Genomic DNA, 20,593 nt, shown 5'->3' with positions numbered 1-20,593 from the left:
CAGTGATTCTGGACGCGTTCGGCGAGTTGCGCCGGTCCGGCCTGCTCGGGCGGGAGGCTGGTGATCGCGTAGACGGTCTTCGTCTCGACCTAGCCGGTCTTGCGGTGGGTGCGGCGGCGCTTGATCTCCATGGCCTGGACCACGTGCGGGAAGAACAGACCTGACCGGACGGTGCAGACCTTCAGACGGCGGACCTCGCGGCGGCCGTGTCTGGCCCCGGTGGTGCGGGCCTGCAGCGGAATCTGACGCCAGGGCAGGCGCCGCAGCTGCTTCTGGTTCCCCTTGACCACCAGGAGGTAGTGGCCGCCGGCGGCGATGACGTGCTCGGCGTGGGCGCGCTGGGTGTGCATCGCATCGGCGGTGACGACGACGCCGCGCAGGTCGATCGGGTCCAGCAGCGGGGCGAAGGCGGGGATTTCGTTGTTCTTCGCGGCGACCCGGCGCTAGGCGATCACGGTCTGGCAGGCGTGGAGCGCGGCGGCGAGCAGGTGGAGCGGCGGCCTCGGCGCGGATCGGGTAGCCGGCCCAACACGTCGCCAGGCAGGCGAACTGTGACGGTTCCGGTTCCGTGTTACCGGCCTTGTGGCTCGATGCGGAGACCAACCAAGGAGGCGGCGGTACCGCTTGCTGTGGCGTCGAGAGGTCGGTCGCGGAGCAGGTCGGTCGAGACCGTCCAGAGGCGCTTGGCGGTGGCGGGGTCGAGCGCCCATTCCTTGACACCGTGCGGGTGCTGCGCGAGGTCGGCGTCGTTCGTCACGGTGTAAGCCTCTTGTGCATCGTCGAGGTAGTGGCCTCCGGAGTGCGCGAACTCCGGGGCGACGGCCGCGACGATGCTGGTGGCAGCGCCCTGCTCGACCGTTTTGTACGTGAAGACTCCGGCGGCTTCGGCCGCGTCGAGCGACTCCTTCTGTTGCGTTGTGAAGTTCCGCTGCAGTCCCGTCGCGACACCGCCGGGGTTCACCGCATTGGCGATGATGCCGTCGGATGCCCAGCGGCGACTCGCCTCGACGGCGAAGAGAGAATTCGCCGTCTTCGACTGGGCGTAGGCAATCTGCGGATCGTAGCTGCGACGCTCGAAGTGGAGGTCGTCGAAGTCGATGCCGGCACGCATGTGCGCCGTCGAACTGACCGAGACGATCCGTGCTCCGTCGCGGTCGGCCGCTCCCAGGGCCAGGGCGTCATGAAGGCCGGTGGCCAGGGCGAAGTGGCCAAGATGGTTCGTCGCGAATTGCAGCTCCCAGCCCTCACGTGTGCGTTCGAGGCCACCGGTGACCACGCCCGCGTTGTTGATCAGCAGGTGCAGAGGGCCGTGCCACGCGTCGACGAATCGCGTGACGGTGGTCCTGTCGGCAAGGTCGAGCCGGACGGCTCGGGGCCGTATTCCTCCGGTCGACTTCTCGATCGTTTCAGCGACGGCGTTCCCCGCCGTCGTGTTCCGGACAGCGAGCGTCACCTCCGCCCCGGCAGCGGTCAATGCGCGAGCCGTCTCGATCCCGATTCCGGAGGAAGCTCCCGTCACGATCGCGCGAACGCCGGTTAGGTCGACGCCCCGCAGTACCTCGTCCGCGGTGCTGGAGGCGGTGAAGGGCGTGGAGAGGGGTTCGCGAGGAGTCACGGCAGTGACTATACGCACTAGTCTCGATTTGTATAGTACGACTCTCGCTCGTATGCTCGGTCCATGAGCAGTCCCACCGCCGGCCATCCGCCGTCGACAGTCGCCGACACCGACCGTCGGATCATGGTTCTGGACTCCGCCATGGTCACGTTCGCGCGATTCGGTTACCGGAAGACCTCGATGGAGGAGGTGGCGCGGGCGGCGGACATCTCCCGGCCCGGGCTGTACTTCCTCTTCTCCTCGAAGGAGAGCCTGTTCCGCGCCGCCGTCACCCAGGCATTGGAGCGCGACATCACAGCGGTCGAACACGTCCTGGCCGACACCGGCCGACCCCTTGCGGAGCGCCTCCTCGAGGCGTTCGACCAGTGGGCGGGCCGCTACATCGGCCCGCTGACACGCGATGTGGCGGTGGTCATCGAGGACAACCCCGGCCTACTGGGGGAGATCGTCGAGACCACGTCGCAACGTTTCGAGCAACTGATCACAGACGCGATCGCCGTCGAGGCAGGACAGGCGGCGGCCCGCCAAGTCGCCCAGACGATGATCAGCGCATCGACCGGCCTCAAGCATCAGGCCGCATCACGGGACTTCTACCTCGAACGACTGGAGGTCGCCATCGATCTCCTGGTGCGCTGAAGACGCTCACTGAAGCCGCGGGAGAGAGCCCGGCCGAACAGCCAGGTCCGCCCGCCCGGCCAGAACTGGCACCGATCCCCGCCACCCGACGATCCTCCGGCACCCGGAACGTACGCCAACCCGGCAGGCTTCCACCCCTGTTCGGCCCACTTCGCCTGCTGAGGACCGGCGGTCAGCCGGATGTGCGCCCACAGGAGGCGGACAGGGACGTGCGGCAGGTCCACGGGCTGGCCGAGGCGACTGTTGGCCCAAGGGGGCCTTGTCCGGCTGACCGAGCGGTGCGGTTGGCCCGAACTGCAGGGCTGATGCGTTCTCAGTCGGCGAGATGAGCTGACTGCCTGCGCCATCTTCCCTGTTGGGTCGACGTGTTGATCAGAGACGCACCGCAGGACAAACGCCGTCGCCCGTGGGCATCCCCGCCTGTAGGACTCAATGGCAGTTCCTGAATTCAGCTCGACTGTATGGCAGTTCGAGCTAGGAGGCTCGGAACGTTTCGGTGACACACAGAGGCTGCCCGGGCGTGCTGGGCTCGATCGGGCGTGATGCGCGTGGCCTAGCTGGGCCTGAAGCGTGTTGCAGAAGGCTGTGATCCGGGCATTTTCCCTGTATGGGTGGGGTGTTGAGGTTGAGGCGTTGTGGGTGGCGACGTTCACCGGGCTGTCGGTGCGGCCCCGGCGGATCGTCGACTCGGCTCGTCCGCGGCTGTCGTCACAGGCTCAGCAGCAGATCCCGGACGGCTGCGGGCTGGGACAGGAACGGGTGGTGGCCGGCGTCGAGCTCAATGACGCTGCCGGCACGGCGGGCGAACTCGCGCTGCAGCCGCGGCGGGGTGCCCCGGTCCTGAGCGCAGACGAGGTACGTCGAGGGCAACTGCTGCCATGCGGCCGCCCCGACGGGATGCACGGTGACCTGCACGTTCTGCCGGGCGAGGTGGTGCGCCGCCTGCGCCTGGACCTCGGGGTCGCAGTCCTGCAGGAACGTGTCCACGAGTAGCTCGGGGCGGACCCCGAAAGTGCCGGCGTCGGGGTCGACGTCGAGGAACGGGGCGGGGCTGCCGTCCCCGAACTCCGACAGGCTCTGCCCGACCTCGGGCAGGTAGCTGGAGATCAGCAGCAGGTGGCGCACCGCCCCGATCCCCGCAGCGGCCTCCGCGGTGACGACGCCGCCGTAGCTGTGGGCGACCACCACGGTCGGCTCGTCGCCGACCTGCAGCATCTGCCGCACCGCGGCAACATCCTCGGGCAGCCCCGGACCGCCGATGCCGCCGGGCAAGCCCGCCTCGCCGCAGCTCGGTAGCGCTGGGGTCACGCTCAGCACCCCCCGCTCCTGCAGCAGCTCGGCGGTGCGGTGCCACCACCACGACCCGTCCCGCACGCACGCCCCGTGCACGAACACGACTCTCATCGCACCTCCAAGTCGGCCTCGACTGCCCAGGCCGGCATTCCGATCGTCATGGCCCGGGTCTCGTGTTGTCAGCTTCTCCTTTGATGAAACGCCCGGTCCGACCAGTCGAGCAAGATGTGGTCGATGACCTCGGTCTAGCACTGGCGGCCCCTATGGCGGCCTCGACGCCGCAGGGCAGCGGATCGAGGGCCTGGTACCTGTCGCACGTCTCAGCCTCGCACCGAGTGCGGGTGGCCCACCGTCCAGCCGTAATGCGCTGCTGAGCCTGACGGGCAGGAGGTGCGTTGTGGAGGACGCTTGGCCGCGCCGCCGTTCCGGGGAAGGTCCCAGGTCAGCCACGCCACCGCTGGTCGCCCCATGCGACGGCGAGAACGGTCCGATACGTGGGGCGGCGGATGCGAGGACTGTGACGAGGGCCGGCCGTTGATCGAGCGGCGTTTCCATCGGGGCCCGAGTGAGGACGAGTAGAGAGGAAAGCGGCTGATCATGGACGCCCATGACGCGGTCACGAGCCGACGGGCGGTGCGCGGATTCACCGACCAACCTGTCCCGAGGGAGACGTTGGACCGGGTGCTGTCGGCCGGGGCCTGGGCCTGGTCCGGAACGAACGTCCAACCGTGGCATGCCTACAAGCTGAACGGCGCGCCGCTGAGCGAGCTCAAGAAGCGCGCCGGCGCTGCCACCGCTTGAGGCGGCGTCCGCGGAACGGGATGCGAACGGGGCGGCCTGCACTCTGGTACGCCTTGTCGGCGTAGGTGGTGAGTCCGGCCGCGCCGAGCGCATCCAGAATGCCGTGCTCACGTGCCGCGCTCAGATCGTGGGTGGCGCCTGGGAGCGCGGGTGAGGCCCACAGCAGGCGGCCGAAGGGATCGGTGAGGACCTGCACGTTCATGCCGTGGTGTTTCTTCTTGCCGGAGTAGTACGGGCGGTCGGCGGCGATCCGGTCGATCGGCAGCACGGTGCCGTCCAGGATCAGATACGCCTTCTTCCGCGCCGTTGCTATCGCCTCGTCGAGCGTCGGCGCGAACTCGGCCAGTACCTTGATGGCCTCACGGACATGGCGGTAGACGGTCGCGATCCCGATGCCGAACCCGGCGGCGAGCTGGGCGTAGGTGTTACCGCAGCGCAGGTGCGCCAGGACGAGAAGGGCCTGACGGCCGGCGGTCAGCCGTCGCCATCGTGTACCTACCGATCTCCCGGCGGTGGACGGCCAGTTGGCACGCCAGACGCCGCAGGTGCGCGGTGGACAGATCGATCGCCGACGGATAGACAAGCACGTGAAGCTCCTGGTGGTGCACGGTAGATCTTGGTCATGACACCGTCTACCAGGAGCTTCACCACGTCGCAGAGACGCCCAATTTGCGGACGGCACCGCCAGGTTGGAGTGGGCTGACTGTCTTCTCGGATGCGGGTGTACAGCTACAACTCCCTCAGGGCATCATCACGCGGCCCCCGCACGGCGGCGCACCCTGATGCCGGACGAGACAGCGGTAACGGGGCACGCCGCTGCCCGGCGTCGACGATGGCGACCGTCAGCGCCGGGCGTCGGCCACGACCTGAGCGGGTCCCATTTCGTTACCCGGGGCCGCGAACGCCGTCCCTGCCCGGCTCAGGGCGCCAGCACAACCCTGCCGAACACCTCCCCCGCGTCCATCTCGCGGTGGGCCAGCACTGCCTGGTCCAGCGGCAGCACCTGGTGCACGACCGTGCGCAGGTTCCCGTGCGCAGCATCGGCGAACTGGGACGACCGCACGGCCTGCCGGTCGGGGCCGGGCACGGTGTCAGAGCTGAAAGTGGCGAATGACAACGACCTGCGGAAGGCGTCCATCAGCCGCATGCCGAAGTCCGCCGGCGGCTGCCCACCAACCACACCGACAGCCACATACCGCCCGTTGGAGTTCAACCTGTCCAGGAAAAGGGGAAGCTGGGGACCCCCCACGACATCGATCACCACGTCGAAGCCCGCCGGTGCGTCCGGGCCGTCCTCGCCGGAGCGGTCAAGGACATGGGTCGCGCCCAGGTCCCGCAGGCGGGCGCCGCGCTCCGCCGACGAGGTGGTGACCGCCACCGCGCTCGCGCCGTCCCTGGCTGCGAGTTGGACCGCCGTGATCCCGATGCTGCCCGCCGCACCGCGCACGAGCACCGTCTCGCCAGGCGTGAAACTGGCCCGGGCCAGGGCGAAGTGGGCGACCACGCCGGAGCCGCCGAGGGTCACCGCGTCGGCGCCGGTCAGGCCGTCGGGCAGCGCAAGGACGTCCTCGACCGAGGCGACGGCGTGCTCGGCGTACCCCCCGGACAGGCCGGTGAACGCCCACACCCGCCGCCCGATCCACGAGGCGTCCACGCCCTCTCCCACCGCGGTGACCCTTCCCGCGACCTCGCTGCCGAGGAGATGGCCCTCCCGGAAGCCGTAGGCGGCAAGCGTTCCCCGGCGGATCACGGCGTCCACGCCGCCTACCCCGATCGCCTCCGTGGCGATCTGCACCTGCCCCGGGGCAGGAACGGGCACGGGCACATCGACGACCTCCAGGCCATCGGGGTCTCCGAACGTCCTGATCACGACGGCTTTCATCTCTGCTCCTCGGGTCGGTGGAGGGACGGATCGCAGCTGCTGCGGCTGTGGGCGCCGAGTCGGCCCCCGCCGCCGGGGCATCACCGGTGAAGTGCCGGGACGGAGCGGCCACACCGCCATCGGACCGTAACGGACGCCCCCGTCCGTTTGGCTAAAATGAGAACCGATGACCAACCACTTGCCTCAGACTGTGCGCTCCGACGCCCGCGACAACCGGGCCCGCATCCTGGACGCCGCCCGCGCGGTGTTCGGCGAAGAGGGCCTGAGTGCGCCCATGCGCGAGGTCGCCCGGCATGCAGGCGTCGGCCCCGCCACGCTGTACCGGCACTTCCCGACCAAGCAGGCACTGTTCGCGGAGACCTTCGCCGAGCAGCGGCGAGCCTGCCATGCCGCCGTCCGCGACGCCCTTACGGACTCGAACCCGTGGCACGGATTCCGGGGCCTGATCGAGCGGATCTGCGAACTCCACGCCCACAGCAGGGGATTCGCCGACGCCTTCATGACGGCCTTCCCCGAGGCCATGGACTTCGCCGCAGACCGGGAGCGGACTCTGCACGCGGTCGGCGAACTGGCCCGCCGCGCCCAGAACACCGGCCAGCTGCGCTCCGGCTTCGTCGTCGACGACCTGGTCCTCATGCTCAAGGCCCACCGGGGCCTCCAAGACACGCCGCGTGCCGCCCGGGTCACGGCCTCCCGCCGCTTCGCCGCCTACATGATCGAAGCGTTCCGCGCCGCACCAGAGACGGGAGCGCCTACGCCGCTGCCGCCAGCACCACGCCTGCAGCTCACGTACTCGCCCAGCACGCCATAAATCCGTCGCCTGGAGGTCCGTCAATCCTTGCAACCCGACATCCTTGTCGGGCCCCTGCCGCAGCCAGGTTGGAAAGGGCTCATGGTCGCGCGGCTGACCTGTGCTTCTTTGTAAAGGTTCTCTTTCGTGAGGCGGCCGTCGGTCCGTTGCGGGCGCCCTTCGAAGAGGCGGGTCATCGCCGCCCGCAGGGCGGCGGCGGTCTTGGGGCTGACCTGGTCTTCGGAGGTGGGAGCGGGCAGCAGAGCCGGTTCCTGAGCGATGCCGAGGGCTGCACGAGCGGCTGAAAAGTTAGGGCGTGCCCGCAAAAAGTCCTGCCAGGCTTGTGACGCCTGGCAGGACTCTGCGGACACGCCCCAGCTGCGAGGGTGGCTCGGTGAGCTACGCCCCGGGCTGTGAGGAGGGTGCGCCCTCGGTGTGGGTCAGTTCGTGCGCGAACGCCGCCTACGGCGCACGGCGGTGACCGTGGTGGCTGTGACCGCGAGTACGGCCGCGGCCGTGGCGGTCCACGGCAGCCACGCCGTCGCCCCTTCGGACCCGGACCCGGACTCCGCTCCCGCCCTGGCCGCCGCATGTGCGGTGGCCGGTGTGGCGGGCTCGACGGATGGGGCCGCGGAGGCGGCCCCGGACGCCGTGGGCCGCGCCGGCCGGGGGGTTGTCTTCCCCCCGGGCCGGGGGTCCACCACCGGCACGTCGATCTTCCCCTCTCCCCGGCCGAGTTCCGGGAAGCCGGATTCGACGGTCACCTTCCAGGTGCCCGGAGGCAGTACCTCCTGGGTCGTGACGGTTCCGGCGTGGCCCGGGACTGCGACCAGCCGCCACGGGCCACGCGTGCGCCCGTCCGCGGACACCGCGGTCAGCGTGCCCGAGATCCGCTCGTCGACCGGGTCATGGTCGTCCTCGTACGTCGCCTTGGCCCGTACGTGCCCGGTGTCCTGGCCGGTGACCGTGAACTGGATGCTGTCACCGTGCGCGTCGGCCTGCCCGGCCTGGACCAGGACGAGCAGCGGCGACGCCAGGAACGCCAGGAGGGGCACGCACAGTGCGCGAGGACGCAGACGCATGGATCAGGGGCTCCTTGCCGAGGTGGCCGGTGTGGCCGGTGGGACTGGGATGGCCGGCGTGGCCGGGGAGAGGGGAGGAAGGCGGTCAGGAAACGGGCTGGGCGGTCCAGTTCTGCTGGCCCCGGCTGTCCGGCCGCTGGAGTTCGAGCAGCGTGCCGCCGTAGTAGTCGCGGGCGCTGACACCGAGCAGAAGGTCCGTGCCCTTGGGGGCCAGCGTCCACGTGCTGCCGGAGGCCGTCGTCTTCCACTGCTGCGACGCGGCGGACGAGCACGGCTGCTGCATCACGTACGCACCGGCCTGGAGCGAGCCGCCGACCTGGAGGCACTTGTGGGACAGCACCGACTCGATCCGCAGGTAGCCGCCGCCCGCGTCGCGGAAGACCCACTGCTGGTTGGCGTAGCCGTGACGCTGCCAGCCGATGAGGACCGTGCCGTCGGCGGAGGATCCACCGTAGAGGTCGGCGGCCTTGCCGGTGAGGGGGTTCAGCAGTGCGTAGGGCTTGCCGGAGGTGATCGTCTTCGTCGGGTCGCCTGCGGAGGTGGTGTGGAACGACGTCTTCGGGCCCGGCTTGGAAGTATGGCCGTCGCGGTCCTTCACGGCGATGGCGACGGTGTAGTCGGTGTCCGGGCGCAGGTTGACGATCCGGGTCGCGGCGGTGGTGACGCTGCCGATGGACTGGTCGTTCAGGACGATGTCATAGCTCGCCGCGGAGTTGACGGCCTGCCAGCTGAGGCTCGCGGTGTCGGCGGTGATCGTGCCGACGACCGGCTTCGGGCCGGCGGTGGGGCCCGGGTCCGGGTCGGGGCTGGAGCCGCCCTTGATCAGGAACTGGTTGTTCGCCACGTTCCAGTGGGTGGCGAGGTAGCTGCCCGGCCGGGGGGCGGTGTTGAAGTAGTCGTCGTGGTTGCAGTCGAGGCGCTCGTCGTGGCCGCGCTCGGGGCAGACGGTGCGCATCTGCGGGTAGTAGGGGGTGTCCGAGTAGCACATGATGTCCCACTCGTCGGTGCAGTGTGCACCGCGGCTGGTGTTGGGGGCGCTGTTGTTGACGGCGCCCAGGTTGTGGCCCAGCTCGTGGGCGGCTGTGGAGGCGCTCCAGCAGCCGGAGTCGGTACGGCCGTAGGACGGGCCGAAGTTGCTCTGGTTGCTCGCGTCGGGACGTTCGTCACCGGCGAAGCTGCCGATGCCGCAGTACACCTGCGCGTCGGCGAAGATCATGTACTTCCGGTCGCGGCGGTTGTAGCCCCGCTCCGCCAGTGCGTTGTTGGTGGCACTGAACTCGCCGAGTGATGAGGCGGGCAGTTCGACGTCGAGGACCGTGGGGGTGCAGTCGGATCCGGTGACGTACCGGATGTGCCGGGTGCCGCCCGTCTCCTTGGCGCTCTCGGCGTAGATGAGGTCGGCGCCGGCCGCCCACTGCTTGAACGAGGCGACGTACTGCCCGTACCGGGACTGGCCGGGCGCGTGTACGTACAGCACCTGTACGCGGTTGCCGGTGGAGCCGTCGCCGTCGCACACGACCTGCTGGCCGCCGGCCGCAGCCGTGCGGTCTCCGTCGCCCGCGGCGGGTGCCTGGGCCGCGGCGGTCTGCTGGCCGGCGTCCTTTTGGGCGTCGAGTACCGGCGGGGCGTCCTTCAGTAGGTCCTTCGACGACGGCGCGTGGGCGTCACCGCTGTTCAGGTCCGGCTTGGGTGCGCTGGCCTTGACAGCCGGCGGGGTGGTGCGGTGGATGTCGACGCCCTTCGGCGGCTCGTCCGGTCCGTGCGTGCACAGTCCGGAGCGCACCACCTTGTAGACGCCCACGCAGGAGTCGCTCTTCGGGGCCGGCTTGAGGCCCTTGTAGACCATGCCGTGCTTCGGGTCGTTCTTGGGCAGCTTCTCCAGCGGTGCGAGCGGCTTCTTGTGCTCGGGGCTGGCGGCCGGCTTCGTCGCCGTCTGCGACGCCGAGCCGGGCGCGGCCGCGGTCTCGCGGTCGCCAGAGGCACCGCCATTGGTCACGCCGTAGACGACGCCCGTGGCGACGATGCCGGTCGCGGCGAGGACCGCGGCGGCGACTATGCCGGTCCGACGACCGCCACCGCCGCTGCGCGCGGCGTGACGGCGTCTGCTTCTCTTCCCCAACTCTCTCTCCTGCCGTGTGGTGTGTGGTTGTGATGAACAGGCGTTGGGCACGTTGCGGCGCGTGAGCGGTGCGCAGGGTGGTGCCGTGGAAGGCCCGTGTTGTGGGGGGTGTGGTGGGGGTTCAGGGGGCCAGGGGGCGCGGCGGTTCGCTTCAGCGGTGCCGCGCCGGCGAAGTCACGTCAGCGGAAACGCGTCAGCTGCGTCGAGACGTGCTGTGTCCGGCACGGGCCGCGCCGGCCCGCCGGCGACGCCGGCTCCGGCCGTCCGTACAGGTGGGGGTGGGCGCGTGGGGGCGGTGCACCGTGCCGTTCTTCCGGGCGCTCGTCGCTCTCACCGGGCCCGGCCGGCGGAGGGCGGTGTTGTCGGCCGGGGCGCTCCGGGAAGAGACCGCCGCGGTGATCCGCTCGGCGGGGCCGGTGCCGTCCGGGTCGGTGGGGTCGTGGAAGCGAGGGTGCGCAGGTCCTCCGGGCGACGCCGGCTCCGGCCGGCGCGTCGGGGCGGTGCGCGGCGGTGGCCGGCCGGTCTTGGTTCGCTCGGGGGCGAGCCGGCCGGCGGCCTGCCGGACGAAACGTTTCTTCTCGGGATTGGCCGGACGTGCGGACGAGTTGACCGGCAGGGGACGCGGCGTGACCGGACGGGAGGGCCACGGCCGGCCGCGGGGCGAAGGGTCTTCGCCGTCGGCCCCGGTCGGCCGGGTGGGCGGCGCCCGCGAGGGAGACAGGCAGCGCTGTGGTGCTCGTAGTCCGTCCTGCCCGGCGGCCGTGGGGTATCCGGTGACGACCGTGGCGGTGGCGAGAGCCGGTGCCACGGCGGTGCCCGGCACGCACGGGAGCATGGGCGGTACGGGGCCCGGCGGCGCCCGCGAACGAGCCCGCCTCGGCTGCGGGCAGCGGGGTCATCCCTCCGGCCGGCCGCGCCGCCGCCTCCCCGGCGTCCGCCTTCGCGCACACCGCCTCCAGCAGCGCGGCCGCGGCCGTCCCTGTCATGGGCGCCAGCGTGAGGTTGACGAGGAGTTTCTCGGCGGGTGCCAACTCCTCCCGGTGGCCCGAACAGCTCGCGCACGCGCGGACGTGCCGGGAGAACCGTTTTCGCCACAGCGGGGAGGGCGCCCCGTCCCACCGTTCCGCCATCGACTCCAGTTCCGCACAGGCCCGGGGGCCCGCCTTGCGGGTCGAGTCCAGTGCCCGCACCACCACCCGGGCCGTCTCCAGCTGGCCCTTCATCCGCTGCACCCGGACGCCGACGTGCTGGGGCGAGAGCTCCAGGGCGGCCGCGACCTCGGCGCGGGTCAGTTCACCCGCCGCCTCCAGCCACCACAGCGACATCAGGGCCGTGTCATCGCTGTCCAACCAGCGGGATGCCTGGGCGAGTTCGCGGCGCTGGCCCTCCAGGCCCAGGCGCGTGATGGTGGCATCGACGAAGTCGGCGCCGGGGTCGGCGATGTCGAGGGAGTCGTCCAGCCCGTCGTACCCGGGGAGGGGCGCGGTCCGCGACTGGTTCTGGCGCCAGTGCTGGCGTATCTGGTTCATGGCGATGGCCACCAGCCACGACCGGAAGTCCGCCGGGTCGCGCAGGCTGTCCAGGCCGTTGATGACGCGGAGCATGGTCTCCTGCACCACGTCGTCGACGTCGGCGTGACCGTTCAGGGCCCGGCCGACGATGTTGTACACCAACGGCAGGCACTCGCCGACGAGTTCGTCCTGAGCCCGGTGGTCGCCGTTCTGTGCGGCCGTGACCACCGCCACCCCGTTTTCCGCGTCCACGCCCCCCACTCTCTGCGTTTGCTCTCTCGGCGCCGGTGCGCGCGACTGTGTTCCGCCGTACATGTAAGGAGACGCGGGTGACTGGCGTTGCGTAACAGAAATTGGCGAGCAGACTTTCACAACCTTTCACAACAGGGCCCATTTACCTGCGTTTGTCCGGTTGTCCAAGCCATCCCCCTACCGTTATGCGTTCCACCTGACTACGCATGGTCACGAGGGGGAACTGTTCGGCGAGTTCCGCAACGGCTTCACGGAGGCAAACCGTCGCGTTCCGTGCGGAGTTCTTTGAACTCCTCCCGGGCCATTGCCAGGTCAGCGTGGAGGCTGGCGGGTGCTGCCCGGCGGCCTTGGACAGCCGAGGTGACGGGAGCCTGTTCCTGCCGCTGGATGGCCGCTTGGACGTGCTCGCGGACGCCCTCGGCATGGACGAGACAGGTCGACACTCTCGCAGCGCGGGCGATGGCGGCGAAGGAGATCGACTCGCCGTTGTCCAGCATCGTCCGGATGGTGTCGAGCACGCGTTGTCGTTTGAGGAGGCTGGTCTGTCGCCGGCATTCGGCGAGGACGACAGCGGGGGTTCGGGCAGCCATCTCAGGTTCCGCCCTTGGAGACGACGGCCAAGGGGAGGAGTTTGAGGTCGCCGCCGGCCCGGACTCGGCGAAGGATCGGCGGCCTGTTCCCATTCGGTCTGTTCGCCCTCCGGTAGGGCTGCCATCCGTTCGCGCATCTTCGCCGCGACGTCTTCGTAAGAGGTGATCTGGGTGGTGAGTAGGGCATCCCGAGGGACAAGCTCGTCGGCGAAAAGATCCGCACCCGCATCCGGGTCCGCCCCGCCTTCGAGAGGCGCTGAAGACCGCGCAGAGATCAAGGCGCACGCCCCGAACTGCCGCGTCATCTTCACCGTGCCTGACCGTCTGAGGCAGCCCGGAGTATCTCCCGGTCTCCTTCGAGCGGCTGCGCCCCGAGCTGCGGGCCGCCTGAGCGCCGTCGGCGGCCGGGTCCCTCCGGCGACACCTTCTTTCCCGCAAGGAAAGAAGGTGGTACTTTCCCCATAGGCAAGTACCGTGGGATGACCAGCATGACAAGGGGGACTCATGACCTCGTACGACGCGCAGACCGCGCTCGACGCCATACACCACCACCAGGAGCAGACCCGTGACGCGTATGTGCGCCACGGCTCCTCACTTCCCTACATCCTCGTCACCGCACTGGCCGTGTTCAGCTTCAGTGCGTCCGTCGATCTGCCGAACCCCTGGCGCACCCTCACCCTCCTGACAGCCAGCGGGCTGATGGCAGGCATGCTGTTCGTGCATCAGCGGCGGGCCCCGGTCCGCCGAAAGCCATCCGGCGCGGAGTGGGCGTTCTCCCTATGGGTGGGGGGCGTTGTCACAGTGGTCCTCGTGGCGGCGTTGATCGGCGCCCGGCTGCTCGAGCTCCCGAACCCTGGCATGATCGCCGGGGCCGTCGCGGCCATCGCGACCCTGGTGGCCAGGTATGCGACCCGCCCGATCATGAAGGCCATCACTCGTCGGAACAGCAACGTCTGATGGACCCGGACTTCGACGAGTTCCTGCACGTACCAGCCCGGCTCTCGGTCGTCGCGCTGCTGGCTCCGGCCGACTGGGTGGAGTTCGGCTTCGTACGGGACAAGGTGAGGACCAGCGACTCGGCCCTGTCCAAGCAGGTCGCCTCGCTGGCGGAGGCCGGGTACATCGAGGTGCGCAAGACCCGGAACCGTACGGGGCGGCAGACCCACGTCCGGCTCACCTCGCACGGCCGGTTGGCGTTCCAGCGGCACGCCGCAGCCCTGCAGAGGATCGTGGCGGCGGCGCACGAACCGCAGGAGTAGTGGCGCCTGTGGACGACGCTGCGCGGAGCTCAGGCAGCCGGGCTGGACGGCATTGCACACCCGAAGTCGGAGGCGTGAGCCGGTTCCTTCCCTGGGGGCGCGGGGCGCGACGCCAGGCCGTCAGGCCAGGGCGTGGGGGAGGCCGGCGGTAGCCGCGGGGCTGCGGCGGATCACGTCGTCGGTCGACTGCTGGACATTTCGCAACGCGCCTCCGCCCGGACGGATGCTGAAGGGGTGGCCCGGCGGCCATGTGACCGGGCCACCCCTTCGGGCATGCAACTGTCAGGCGGGCTGCGCGGCGGGCGCTGGGGCGGGGGCCTTGTGGGCCTTGCGGGTCTCGCGGAGGGTCAGCAGGCCGGTGATCGCGATCAGTGCCGAGGTCAGGCCGTGTATGCCGAACGCGGCGGAGAGGGAGCCGTGGTGGGCCAAGACGTTGATCATGTCGCCGAACGGGGCGACGGCCTCCATCAGCAGGACCCAGCCCAGAGCCCGGCGGTGGCCCGTCACCAGCAGGATGCCGATGACCAGGCCCATCGAGAATTCGCGGGTGCCCTTCATGATGAGGAAGCCGTCGCCGTTGCCGGCGGGCCAGTTCGGCAGGCCAACGCCCTGAGTGGACGCCTCAGGGGCCAGGATGAAGGACAGCCCGAGGTAGAGGACGAACAGGGTGACGGCAGTGATCAGCACGGTGTTGACGTTCTTCAGCGACATGACGCTTCTCCTTTGATGCTCAGGTTGGAGTGGGGCAGGGTTCGGCGGCGGGCGTAGCCGGGGCGGCCGGTGACGTGCCGGATGACGCGGACCGGTGCGGGCGGGGCGGACTAAACCGCGATTGCTCGGGGGCATCCGTAGAGCCGCACACCAGAAGTGCTTCGCAGTGCTGCCCTGCAGACGGGGGGAACGGACACTGGCATGGCTGACCGGCATCGCCGCGGCTGCGAACGCAATCCCGCTGTCACCGGCGAGGGCGTGATCCGCTGGGTCGCCACCGGCCTCACGACCCGGCACCGCCCGGGGTGAGGATTTCCATGAGGTGTCCGTCGGGGTCGCGGAAGTAGGTACCCCGGCAGCCTTCGGTGCGCTCGCTGCGGTAGATCTGCCCGTTCTCTTGGCATGCGGGATCGGCGTAGTGGGTGATTCCACCGTCCTGGATGCGGGCGAAGGCGGCGTCGAACTCCTCCTCGCTGACCATGAATGCGTAGTGGTGTGGCTCGAAGTCATCCAGCTGGTCGTAGTCCAGGCTGACTTGGTTGGCCAGCGTGACCGGCGTGAAGTGCGCCAGCGGCGGGTCGACGCTGAGGCCGAGGATGTCGGCCAGGAACTGCGCCGAGGCTTGCGGGTCACGGGCGGGGACGATGGTGTGGTTCAGTTCCACGGTCATAGTGACTCCTGTTCAGGGACGGGCTGCGCGAGGTGGGGTGCTGCCCGCCCGGGGGAGGCAGGGCGTCTCCGGCCGCCCTGCCCTCCCTCGGCTGCGGTTGCCGTGTCACACGTCGATCTGCTCGAAGATGTGCGGGTACGACACGATGTCGTCGGGGGACTCGGCCACCATGCGCTGGAACTCCGGGCGGCCGAACGCCGTGGCGAGCGCCTCGGTCGACTCCCAGACCGCGACGTTCATCAGAAGCTGACTGTCCGCCGTTCCCTTGTGCATCTGCAGGGAGACGAATCCCGGCTGAGCCTTCATGAACCCGGCCTGCCTGTGAAAGAGGGCCAGGAACGCTTCCGTCCTCTCCTTCGGGACGACGAAGGTGTTGGCCAGGACGATGGGCCCGGTCTTCTCCTTGAACTGCGCGAACATCGGGGTGTCCGGGTCGAGACCCTGCAGCTTGGCCATTTTCGGTACGTCCTCTCACTAACGGGGGGGGTACCTGTGGCACGAGGGGGTCTGACGGGTACTCAAGGGCCATCGCTGGTGCCGGCCTCCAACGACTGCGACCCTGCCAACGCGTGTTGGCCAACTCGTGTTGGCAAACGTAGGGCCGCGGCTCTGGACTGTCAACGCTTGTTGGCCAACTCGTGTTGGCCTATGTTTGTTGGCATGACCGGCACCACGGAGAACCAGCAGGCCGCACGGCGTTCCGACGCCACCCGCGCCACGATCCTCGCCGCGGCCCGCGAGCGGTTCGCGGCGGACGGCTACGAGAAGGTGACCATCCGGGCCATCGCACGCGACGCCAAGATCGATCCGTCAATGGTGATGCGCTACTACGGCAACAAGGCGGGCCTGTTCGCGGCGGCCGTCGCGATCGACCCCGGGCTGCCTGGCCTGCCCGTCGAACCGCGCGAGGAGATCGGCCGCACCCTGGTGCGCCACTTCCTGACCCTGTGGGAGGAAAACGAGGAGCTCACCGCACTGATGCGGGTCGGCGCCACCGACCCGGCCGCCGCCGAGCGCATGCAGAGCGTGCTGCGTGAGCAGTTGATCCCGCTGGCCCGCCGGCTGGGCCCCGAACCGGACCAGGCGCCGGCGCGGGCGGCATTGTGCGCCTCGACCGTGCTGGGGCTCGCGCTGACGCGCTACGTGCTGCGGTTCCCGGCGAGCATGGCGCTCGGCCGCGAGGAGATCGTGGACTGGCTTGGACCCACGGTCCAGCGGTATCTCACCGCGCCCACGCCCTGAACAACGCGTCGAGGGCACCAACCACCGCGACCTCGGTCACGGCGTTTTCCCTCCCGGCGAAAGCCGACTCGTCACCGAGCATCAAAGGCCGGCAGGCACGCAGCCCACCAGGCGGATGCTGAGGGGCGGCGCCCTGGCCGGTGCGTGCGTACCGTCGAGCCATGCGATCGCTCTGGCAGGGAACGGTCTCCTTCGGCCTGGCCGCTTCTCTGAACTTTGTGGCCGGTCCGTCCCAAAGCCTCTGGTCTGTAGCTCTCTGAAACCGACTCGCTGATGTCAGAGGCGTCACAGCAAGAGCCGCTCCGCCTGCCGCCTCAGTACTGTGACTTCGCATGACCGACACCGAGATCGAGATCACCGCAGACCTGGTCCGCGACCTGCTGCAGGAGCAACATCCAGACCTTGCAGGGCTGGCCATCCGCGAGGTGGCGGGCGGCTGGGGCAACCAAATGTGGCGTCTCGGGGACGAGTTGGCCGTGCGTATGCAGCGCATGGACCCCACCGCGGAGCTCCAGCTCAAGGAGCGGCGGTGGCTACCCGTGCTGGCTCCGCGCCTGCCGCTCCCGGTGCCGACTCCGGTGCGGTTTGGCGAACCGTCCGAGCGCTTCCCCAAGCACTGGACCGTGATGACGTGGGTCCCCGGCGAGCCGCTGGACCACGGCTCGATCAGCCGCGGCGCCCACGCGGCCGACACGTTGGCGGGCTTCCTCCGGGCGCTCCATGTGGAGGCGCCCGCCGAGGCGCCGATCGCTACGGACCGCGGTGCCCATCCCAAGAACTGCACGGACGGCTTCGAGAATTTCTTCCAGGCCGTTGCCCTCGACGACATCGCTGCCGACGTCCGGGCCGTCTGGGACGACGCCGTGGCGGCCCACGCGTGGGAGGGCCCGCGGGTGTGGGTGCACGGCGACCTCCATCCCGCGAATGTCGTCGTCTCGGACGGAACGCTCTCGGGCATCGTCGACTTCGGTGACATGTTCGCCGGCGACCCGGCATGGGACCTCGCCGCCGCATGGGTGCTGCTGCCCGCGGGCACGGCCTCACGGTTCTTCGACATGTACGCGCACGCAGACGAGGCAGCGATCCGGCGCGCCCGCGGGCTGGCCGCGATGAAGAGCCTCTTCCTGATGCTCATGGGGCAGAACGGAGATCGGGGCCTTCCCGGCGGCAAGCCGAACTGGGGACCTGCAGGCCGCGCGGCACTTGACCGTGTTCTGAAGGGTGTTTGATGCGCGCCTCTAGGAACTGGTTCTCGATCTTGGTTGAGGGGCATGCGGCAGTCTTCCCGAGGACCACAAGGTCGTCAAGCAGCTCGCTCGCGCGAAGTGCAGCTGACCCGGCGGGGCTTCGGTCCGTGGGCGCGTATCTACCGGCCGGCCGAGGGCGGCCGGCGGCAGTGCGTGCAGCTGGCGGTCCTGCCCTGGGCGGCGCTCGAGGCGCGCTCGTGGGGGAGCACCGACCAGTTGGAGCCCGCGGACATCGCCCGCGTGCTGGGCACTTACGCTGCCCGTGTCCTGACCCCGCGGGGATCGACGGCCGTCTCCGGCCTGGAGGCGATGACCGCCCTGCGACCGCCAACCAGGGCAGTCAAGGATGAGGAGTCCGGCACCTGGGTCTCCGGCCCGATGCCCGGCTCCTTGACCGCAGCGGTCGACCCGGCCCCGGTGGAGGCCCCCGACGAGCACCCCGCCGCCGCTGCTCACCGACGCCGAGTGCGCGCGGGCCTTCGCGGTCGGCATCGACGTCAACACCGCCTTCCTCGCCGCCGCCAACCGCCTCGTCGTCGGCCTGTCCGGCCCGGTGCATGTGAAGGCGCCGGCCTTCGACAAGAAGGCGCTCGGCTCATAGCTGGTGGACCTCTCCAGCATCGAGCTCGACCCCCGTCTGCCCAACCCCTTCACCCTGCACGGCACCCGGCTCGAGGGCCCGGCCTGGTACGCGACGCCGACCGTCACCTACGCCCAGGAGCTCATCGACACCTACCGCCTCCCGGCGCAGGTCCGGCCGCTGGAGGCGTGGATCCGCACCGAGTCCGGCCCCTTCCTGGACCCCTGGTACAAGCGCATCAGTGAGGCGTACAAGGCGACCATGGCCGACCTCGGGGTCACCTCCGACCTGTCGGAGGAGGAGTTCCTCGCGGCGATGGAGCGGCACAAGGCCACCGACCCGGCCCTGGCCGCGGTGTTGTCGGCGATCAAGTCGACGGTCAAGGGCGGCATCGGCAAGCTGCGCGAGCGGCCCAAGAGCATCCGCCACAAGTTCGGCGAACGGTGGCCGGCACTGGAGCGGCCGACCTGGCGGCCCGACTTCCGCGCCGCCGTCATCTCGACGCCCGCGTCAACATGCACCGCAAGGTCCTCAAGACCGCCCTCGCCACACAGCACGCGCCGACGCCGTCGGGGAACCTGCTGCTCGCCCAGGACGCCCTGCTGTCGGACTGTTCGGTCTACCTCTCGGACGGGCCCAGCCCGCTGGACGTCCTGCCGCACACCGCCGACGGCAAGCCGGCTGCCGGGGCGTTCCGGCTCGGCGTCTCGCCGGGGTTGGTCAAGCACGAAGGCACCCAAGAGCTGCTGTGGGCGGTGCAGATGCTCGACGAAGACCACAACCCCGCCCGGCACATCAAGGGCACTGACGCCGTACCCGACGGAGAGTAGGAGACCGACGTGGGCATCCTCGGCGACAGCCTCGACAAGGCCACGGACGCCACCACCACCCGCCCGATCCCCAAGAGCGCGGGCGCGCAGATGCGGTTCCTGGTCAAGCAGCACAAGGGCTCCACCAAAGCCGTCGCGCAGCTGCTGGGCATCTCCCGGCGCACCGTGGAGCGATACGCCAAAGACCAGATCCGCCGACCCCGTCGCGAGCTGGCTGCCCGCATAGAGCGCGAGGTCCGCAAGCGGTGGCAGCCGAAGGTGCGCCAGAAGGCCCAGCAACGCGCCTCCTCCACCGGCGAGATCGTCATCGAGACCAGGGCACGGTTCGGCTTCACCGCCGCCCCCGGCACGACCGATGACGGGCGGATCCGGCTGATCACCCAGCACCTTCCTCCGGCCTACGCCGCCCGGCTCTTCGACGCCCAGGCCTCCGGCGCCACCGAGCAGCAGCTGCAGAACATCGCCGCCGAAGGTCTGCAGGAGATCTACTTCAAAGACCGCGGCCGCCGCGCCGACGGCCTCCTGGTCGAGTTCACCGACATCGACTATGTGGAGCTCGACTTCTGAGACCACGTGGCAGCCGGCGGTCGAGGAGCAGCTGTGACTGAGCGCTTCAGTTGGCCAGTGAGCGGCTGAATTGGCCGGTTGAGCGCCTCGGGCCGACCGCTCAGTGCGACATTTCAAGATAGATGACTTCGGATCGACGTGATTGCCACCAACCGCACGCACCGAAGGCCGCGGGTGACGAGGGCGCTTGTTGTCCAGGGTGTCCAGCCGAAAACGCAGGCGAGTGGGCTACCGGTTGTTCTGGCAAGTGAGGCTGTAGCGTCTCGGATTTCGTGGCACAGTCTCAGTCGCGGTGGCACAACCGTGAGGCCGGCGTTGTGAGATCCCTGGTTGGAGCTTTCACCCTTTCGGGTGGTGGTGACGCTGGTCCGGCCCCGCGCCAATCAGCCAGTCATTCGTCGCCGACCATCGCCCGCATCCCACGCCGAGCACCGTCTGCGCTCGAACGGCGGTGGCGGACGTGAGGGGGAGGCCGAGTACGCTCAGTCTTTTTTGGACTCTTGGAATCCCACCACGGCCGCGCCGTGCTCGTGAGCCCACTCAGTCAGCACGGCGATCGGCTTCACCAGCGTCCGGCCCAAGTCTGTCAGCACGTACTCGACCTTCCCGGCCTCGGCATGGCGGTCGACCAGGCCGTACCCCTGCAACCGCCGCAGCGTCTGGGTCAGCACTTTCCGCGAGATTCCGCCGATCAGGTCGACCAACTCGCCGTGCCTGCATGGTTCCCGGCTCAACGCGAACAGCACGACCACCGCCCACTTGTCGGCGATGATCTCGATCGCCAGCCGAGCCGGGCAGTCGGCGAGGAAGACGCTGCCGGAGTACTCACGCATGCCCCGACGGTAGCCCTCTGCCAGGAACCTGGAGGTACCTACCGCCTCACTAGCGTCCACGGCGGAAGCTACCGAGCAGGGGG

Annotated in this window: 19 protein-coding genes and 3 pseudogenes; 9 read left to right on the top strand and 13 right to left on the bottom strand. The window is 69.6% G+C overall.

Translation table 11 applies throughout. The features are described from left to right. Positions 1-89: 89 nt before the first annotated feature. Positions 90-428, bottom strand: a pseudogene (locus OO62_RS39050) (transposase); the annotation flags it as partial. Between the two features lie 143 nt (positions 429-571). After that, positions 572-1,615, bottom strand: a complete 1,044-nt coding sequence (locus OO62_RS20085; protein WP_228332361.1) for an SDR family NAD(P)-dependent oxidoreductase — start codon at positions 1,613-1,615, stop codon at positions 572-574. Positions 1,616-1,678: 63 nt separating this feature from the next. Here OO62_RS20085 and OO62_RS20080 point away from each other — a divergent pair, with 63 nt between their 5' ends. Next, the gene (locus OO62_RS20080) at positions 1,679-2,251 is read left to right on the top strand and encodes a TetR/AcrR family transcriptional regulator (RefSeq protein ID WP_033268859.1); all 573 of its coding nucleotides are present in this window, start codon (positions 1,679-1,681) and stop codon (positions 2,249-2,251) included. 708 nt (positions 2,252-2,959) lie between these two features. On the opposite strand, the gene OO62_RS20075 is transcribed toward OO62_RS20080, so the two are convergent. Beyond that, the gene (locus OO62_RS20075) at positions 2,960-3,655 is read right to left on the bottom strand and encodes an alpha/beta hydrolase (RefSeq protein ID WP_033268858.1); all 696 of its coding nucleotides are present in this window, start codon (positions 3,653-3,655) and stop codon (positions 2,960-2,962) included. 486 nt (positions 3,656-4,141) lie between these two features. Here OO62_RS20075 and OO62_RS20070 point away from each other — a divergent pair, with 486 nt between their 5' ends. Further along, positions 4,142-4,345, top strand: a complete 204-nt coding sequence (locus OO62_RS20070) for a nitroreductase family protein (RefSeq protein WP_033268857.1) — start codon at positions 4,142-4,144, stop codon at positions 4,343-4,345. A gap of 4 nt (positions 4,346-4,349) precedes the next feature. On the opposite strand, the pseudogene OO62_RS36530 reads toward OO62_RS20070, so the two are convergent. Then, positions 4,350-4,932 (bottom strand): annotated as a pseudogene (locus tag OO62_RS36530) (transposase family protein); the annotation flags it as partial. Between the two features lie 332 nt (positions 4,933-5,264). Then, the gene (locus tag OO62_RS20060; RefSeq protein ID WP_033268856.1) at positions 5,265-6,227 is read right to left on the bottom strand and encodes a zinc-binding dehydrogenase; all 963 of its coding nucleotides are present in this window, start codon (positions 6,225-6,227) and stop codon (positions 5,265-5,267) included. A gap of 166 nt (positions 6,228-6,393) precedes the next feature. On the opposite strand from OO62_RS20060, the gene OO62_RS20055 reads away from it, so the two are divergent. Beyond that, positions 6,394-7,038 (top strand): TetR/AcrR family transcriptional regulator, encoded by a 645-nt coding sequence (locus OO62_RS20055; RefSeq protein WP_206738453.1) that lies wholly within the window; start codon positions 6,394-6,396, stop codon positions 7,036-7,038. A 419-nt stretch (positions 7,039-7,457) separates the two neighbouring features. Here the strand turns inward: OO62_RS20055 and OO62_RS39640 are convergent, their stop codons facing one another. The 4 genes from OO62_RS39640 to OO62_RS36525 form a co-directional block, all read right to left on the bottom strand. Further along, entirely contained in the window at positions 7,458-8,099 is a 642-nt protein-coding gene (locus OO62_RS39640; protein WP_033268854.1) for a hypothetical protein, read from the bottom strand. A gap of 85 nt (positions 8,100-8,184) precedes the next feature. Beyond that, on the bottom strand, positions 8,185-10,218 hold the full coding sequence (locus tag OO62_RS20045; RefSeq protein ID WP_228332360.1) for an RICIN domain-containing protein: 2,034 nt from the start codon (positions 10,216-10,218) through the stop codon (positions 8,185-8,187). A 179-nt stretch (positions 10,219-10,397) separates the two neighbouring features. Beyond that, complete coding sequence (locus tag OO62_RS39040) at positions 10,398-11,981, bottom strand: RNA polymerase sigma factor (protein WP_228332359.1); 1,584 nt, start codon at positions 11,979-11,981, stop codon at positions 10,398-10,400. Positions 11,982-12,229: 248 nt separating this feature from the next. Further along, a complete protein-coding gene (locus OO62_RS36525) occupies positions 12,230-12,571 on the bottom strand; it encodes a DUF6262 family protein (RefSeq protein WP_078617275.1) in 342 nt (113 codons plus the stop codon). 504 nt (positions 12,572-13,075) lie between these two features. On the opposite strand from OO62_RS36525, the gene OO62_RS20030 reads away from it, so the two are divergent. Further along, positions 13,076-13,528 (top strand): hypothetical protein, encoded by a 453-nt coding sequence (locus tag OO62_RS20030; protein ID WP_033268853.1) that lies wholly within the window; start codon positions 13,076-13,078, stop codon positions 13,526-13,528. Further along, on the top strand, positions 13,528-13,830 hold the full coding sequence (locus OO62_RS20025) for a winged helix-turn-helix domain-containing protein (protein ID WP_033268852.1): 303 nt from the start codon (positions 13,528-13,530) through the stop codon (positions 13,828-13,830). Before OO62_RS20030 ends, OO62_RS20025 begins: the two co-directional genes overlap by 1 nt. Positions 13,831-14,112: 282 nt before the next feature. On the opposite strand, the gene OO62_RS20020 is transcribed toward OO62_RS20025, so the two are convergent. The 3 genes from OO62_RS20020 to OO62_RS20010 form a co-directional block, all read right to left on the bottom strand. Continuing rightward, positions 14,113-14,541: a DUF4267 domain-containing protein gene (locus OO62_RS20020; protein WP_033268851.1), complete on the bottom strand. Its 429-nt coding sequence runs from the start codon at positions 14,539-14,541 to the stop codon at positions 14,113-14,115. A gap of 283 nt (positions 14,542-14,824) precedes the next feature. Next, positions 14,825-15,211 carry a VOC family protein gene (locus OO62_RS20015; RefSeq protein ID WP_033268850.1) on the bottom strand — a complete coding sequence of 129 codons (387 nt, stop codon included), beginning with the start codon at positions 15,209-15,211 and terminating at the stop codon, positions 14,825-14,827. 105 nt (positions 15,212-15,316) lie between these two features. After that, complete coding sequence (locus OO62_RS20010) at positions 15,317-15,667, bottom strand: antibiotic biosynthesis monooxygenase family protein (RefSeq protein WP_033268849.1); 351 nt, start codon at positions 15,665-15,667, stop codon at positions 15,317-15,319. A 204-nt stretch (positions 15,668-15,871) separates the two neighbouring features. On the opposite strand from OO62_RS20010, the gene OO62_RS20005 reads away from it, so the two are divergent. The 4 genes and pseudogenes from OO62_RS20005 (at position 15,872) to tpg (ending at position 19,677) form a co-directional block, all read left to right on the top strand. Continuing rightward, a complete protein-coding gene (locus OO62_RS20005) occupies positions 15,872-16,453 on the top strand; it encodes a TetR/AcrR family transcriptional regulator (RefSeq protein WP_033268848.1) in 582 nt (193 codons plus the stop codon). A 332-nt stretch (positions 16,454-16,785) separates the two neighbouring features. After that, positions 16,786-17,682: an aminoglycoside phosphotransferase family protein gene (locus OO62_RS20000; RefSeq protein ID WP_033268847.1), complete on the top strand. Its 897-nt coding sequence runs from the start codon at positions 16,786-16,788 to the stop codon at positions 17,680-17,682. A gap of 52 nt (positions 17,683-17,734) precedes the next feature. Then, positions 17,735-19,110: pseudogene (gene tap / locus OO62_RS38145) on the top strand (telomere-associated protein Tap); the annotation flags it as partial. Positions 19,111-19,119: 9 nt separating this feature from the next. Further along, positions 19,120-19,677 (top strand): telomere-protecting terminal protein Tpg, encoded by a 558-nt coding sequence (gene tpg, locus OO62_RS19990; protein ID WP_033268846.1) that lies wholly within the window; start codon positions 19,120-19,122, stop codon positions 19,675-19,677. Positions 19,678-20,159: 482 nt separating this feature from the next. Here the strand turns inward: tpg and OO62_RS19985 are convergent, their stop codons facing one another. Further along, a complete protein-coding gene (locus tag OO62_RS19985; RefSeq protein ID WP_033268845.1) occupies positions 20,160-20,510 on the bottom strand; it encodes a winged helix-turn-helix transcriptional regulator in 351 nt (116 codons plus the stop codon). Positions 20,511-20,593: the final 83 nt, after the last annotated feature.

Origin of the sequence: Streptomyces lydicus (assembly GCF_000717345.1) — a bacterium.
Taxonomy (GTDB): Bacteria; Actinomycetota; Actinomycetes; order Streptomycetales; family Streptomycetaceae; genus Streptomyces; species Streptomyces lydicus.
The sequence above is the reverse complement of the archived record's forward strand: the minus strand, read 5'-3'. Positions and strand labels throughout refer to the sequence as shown.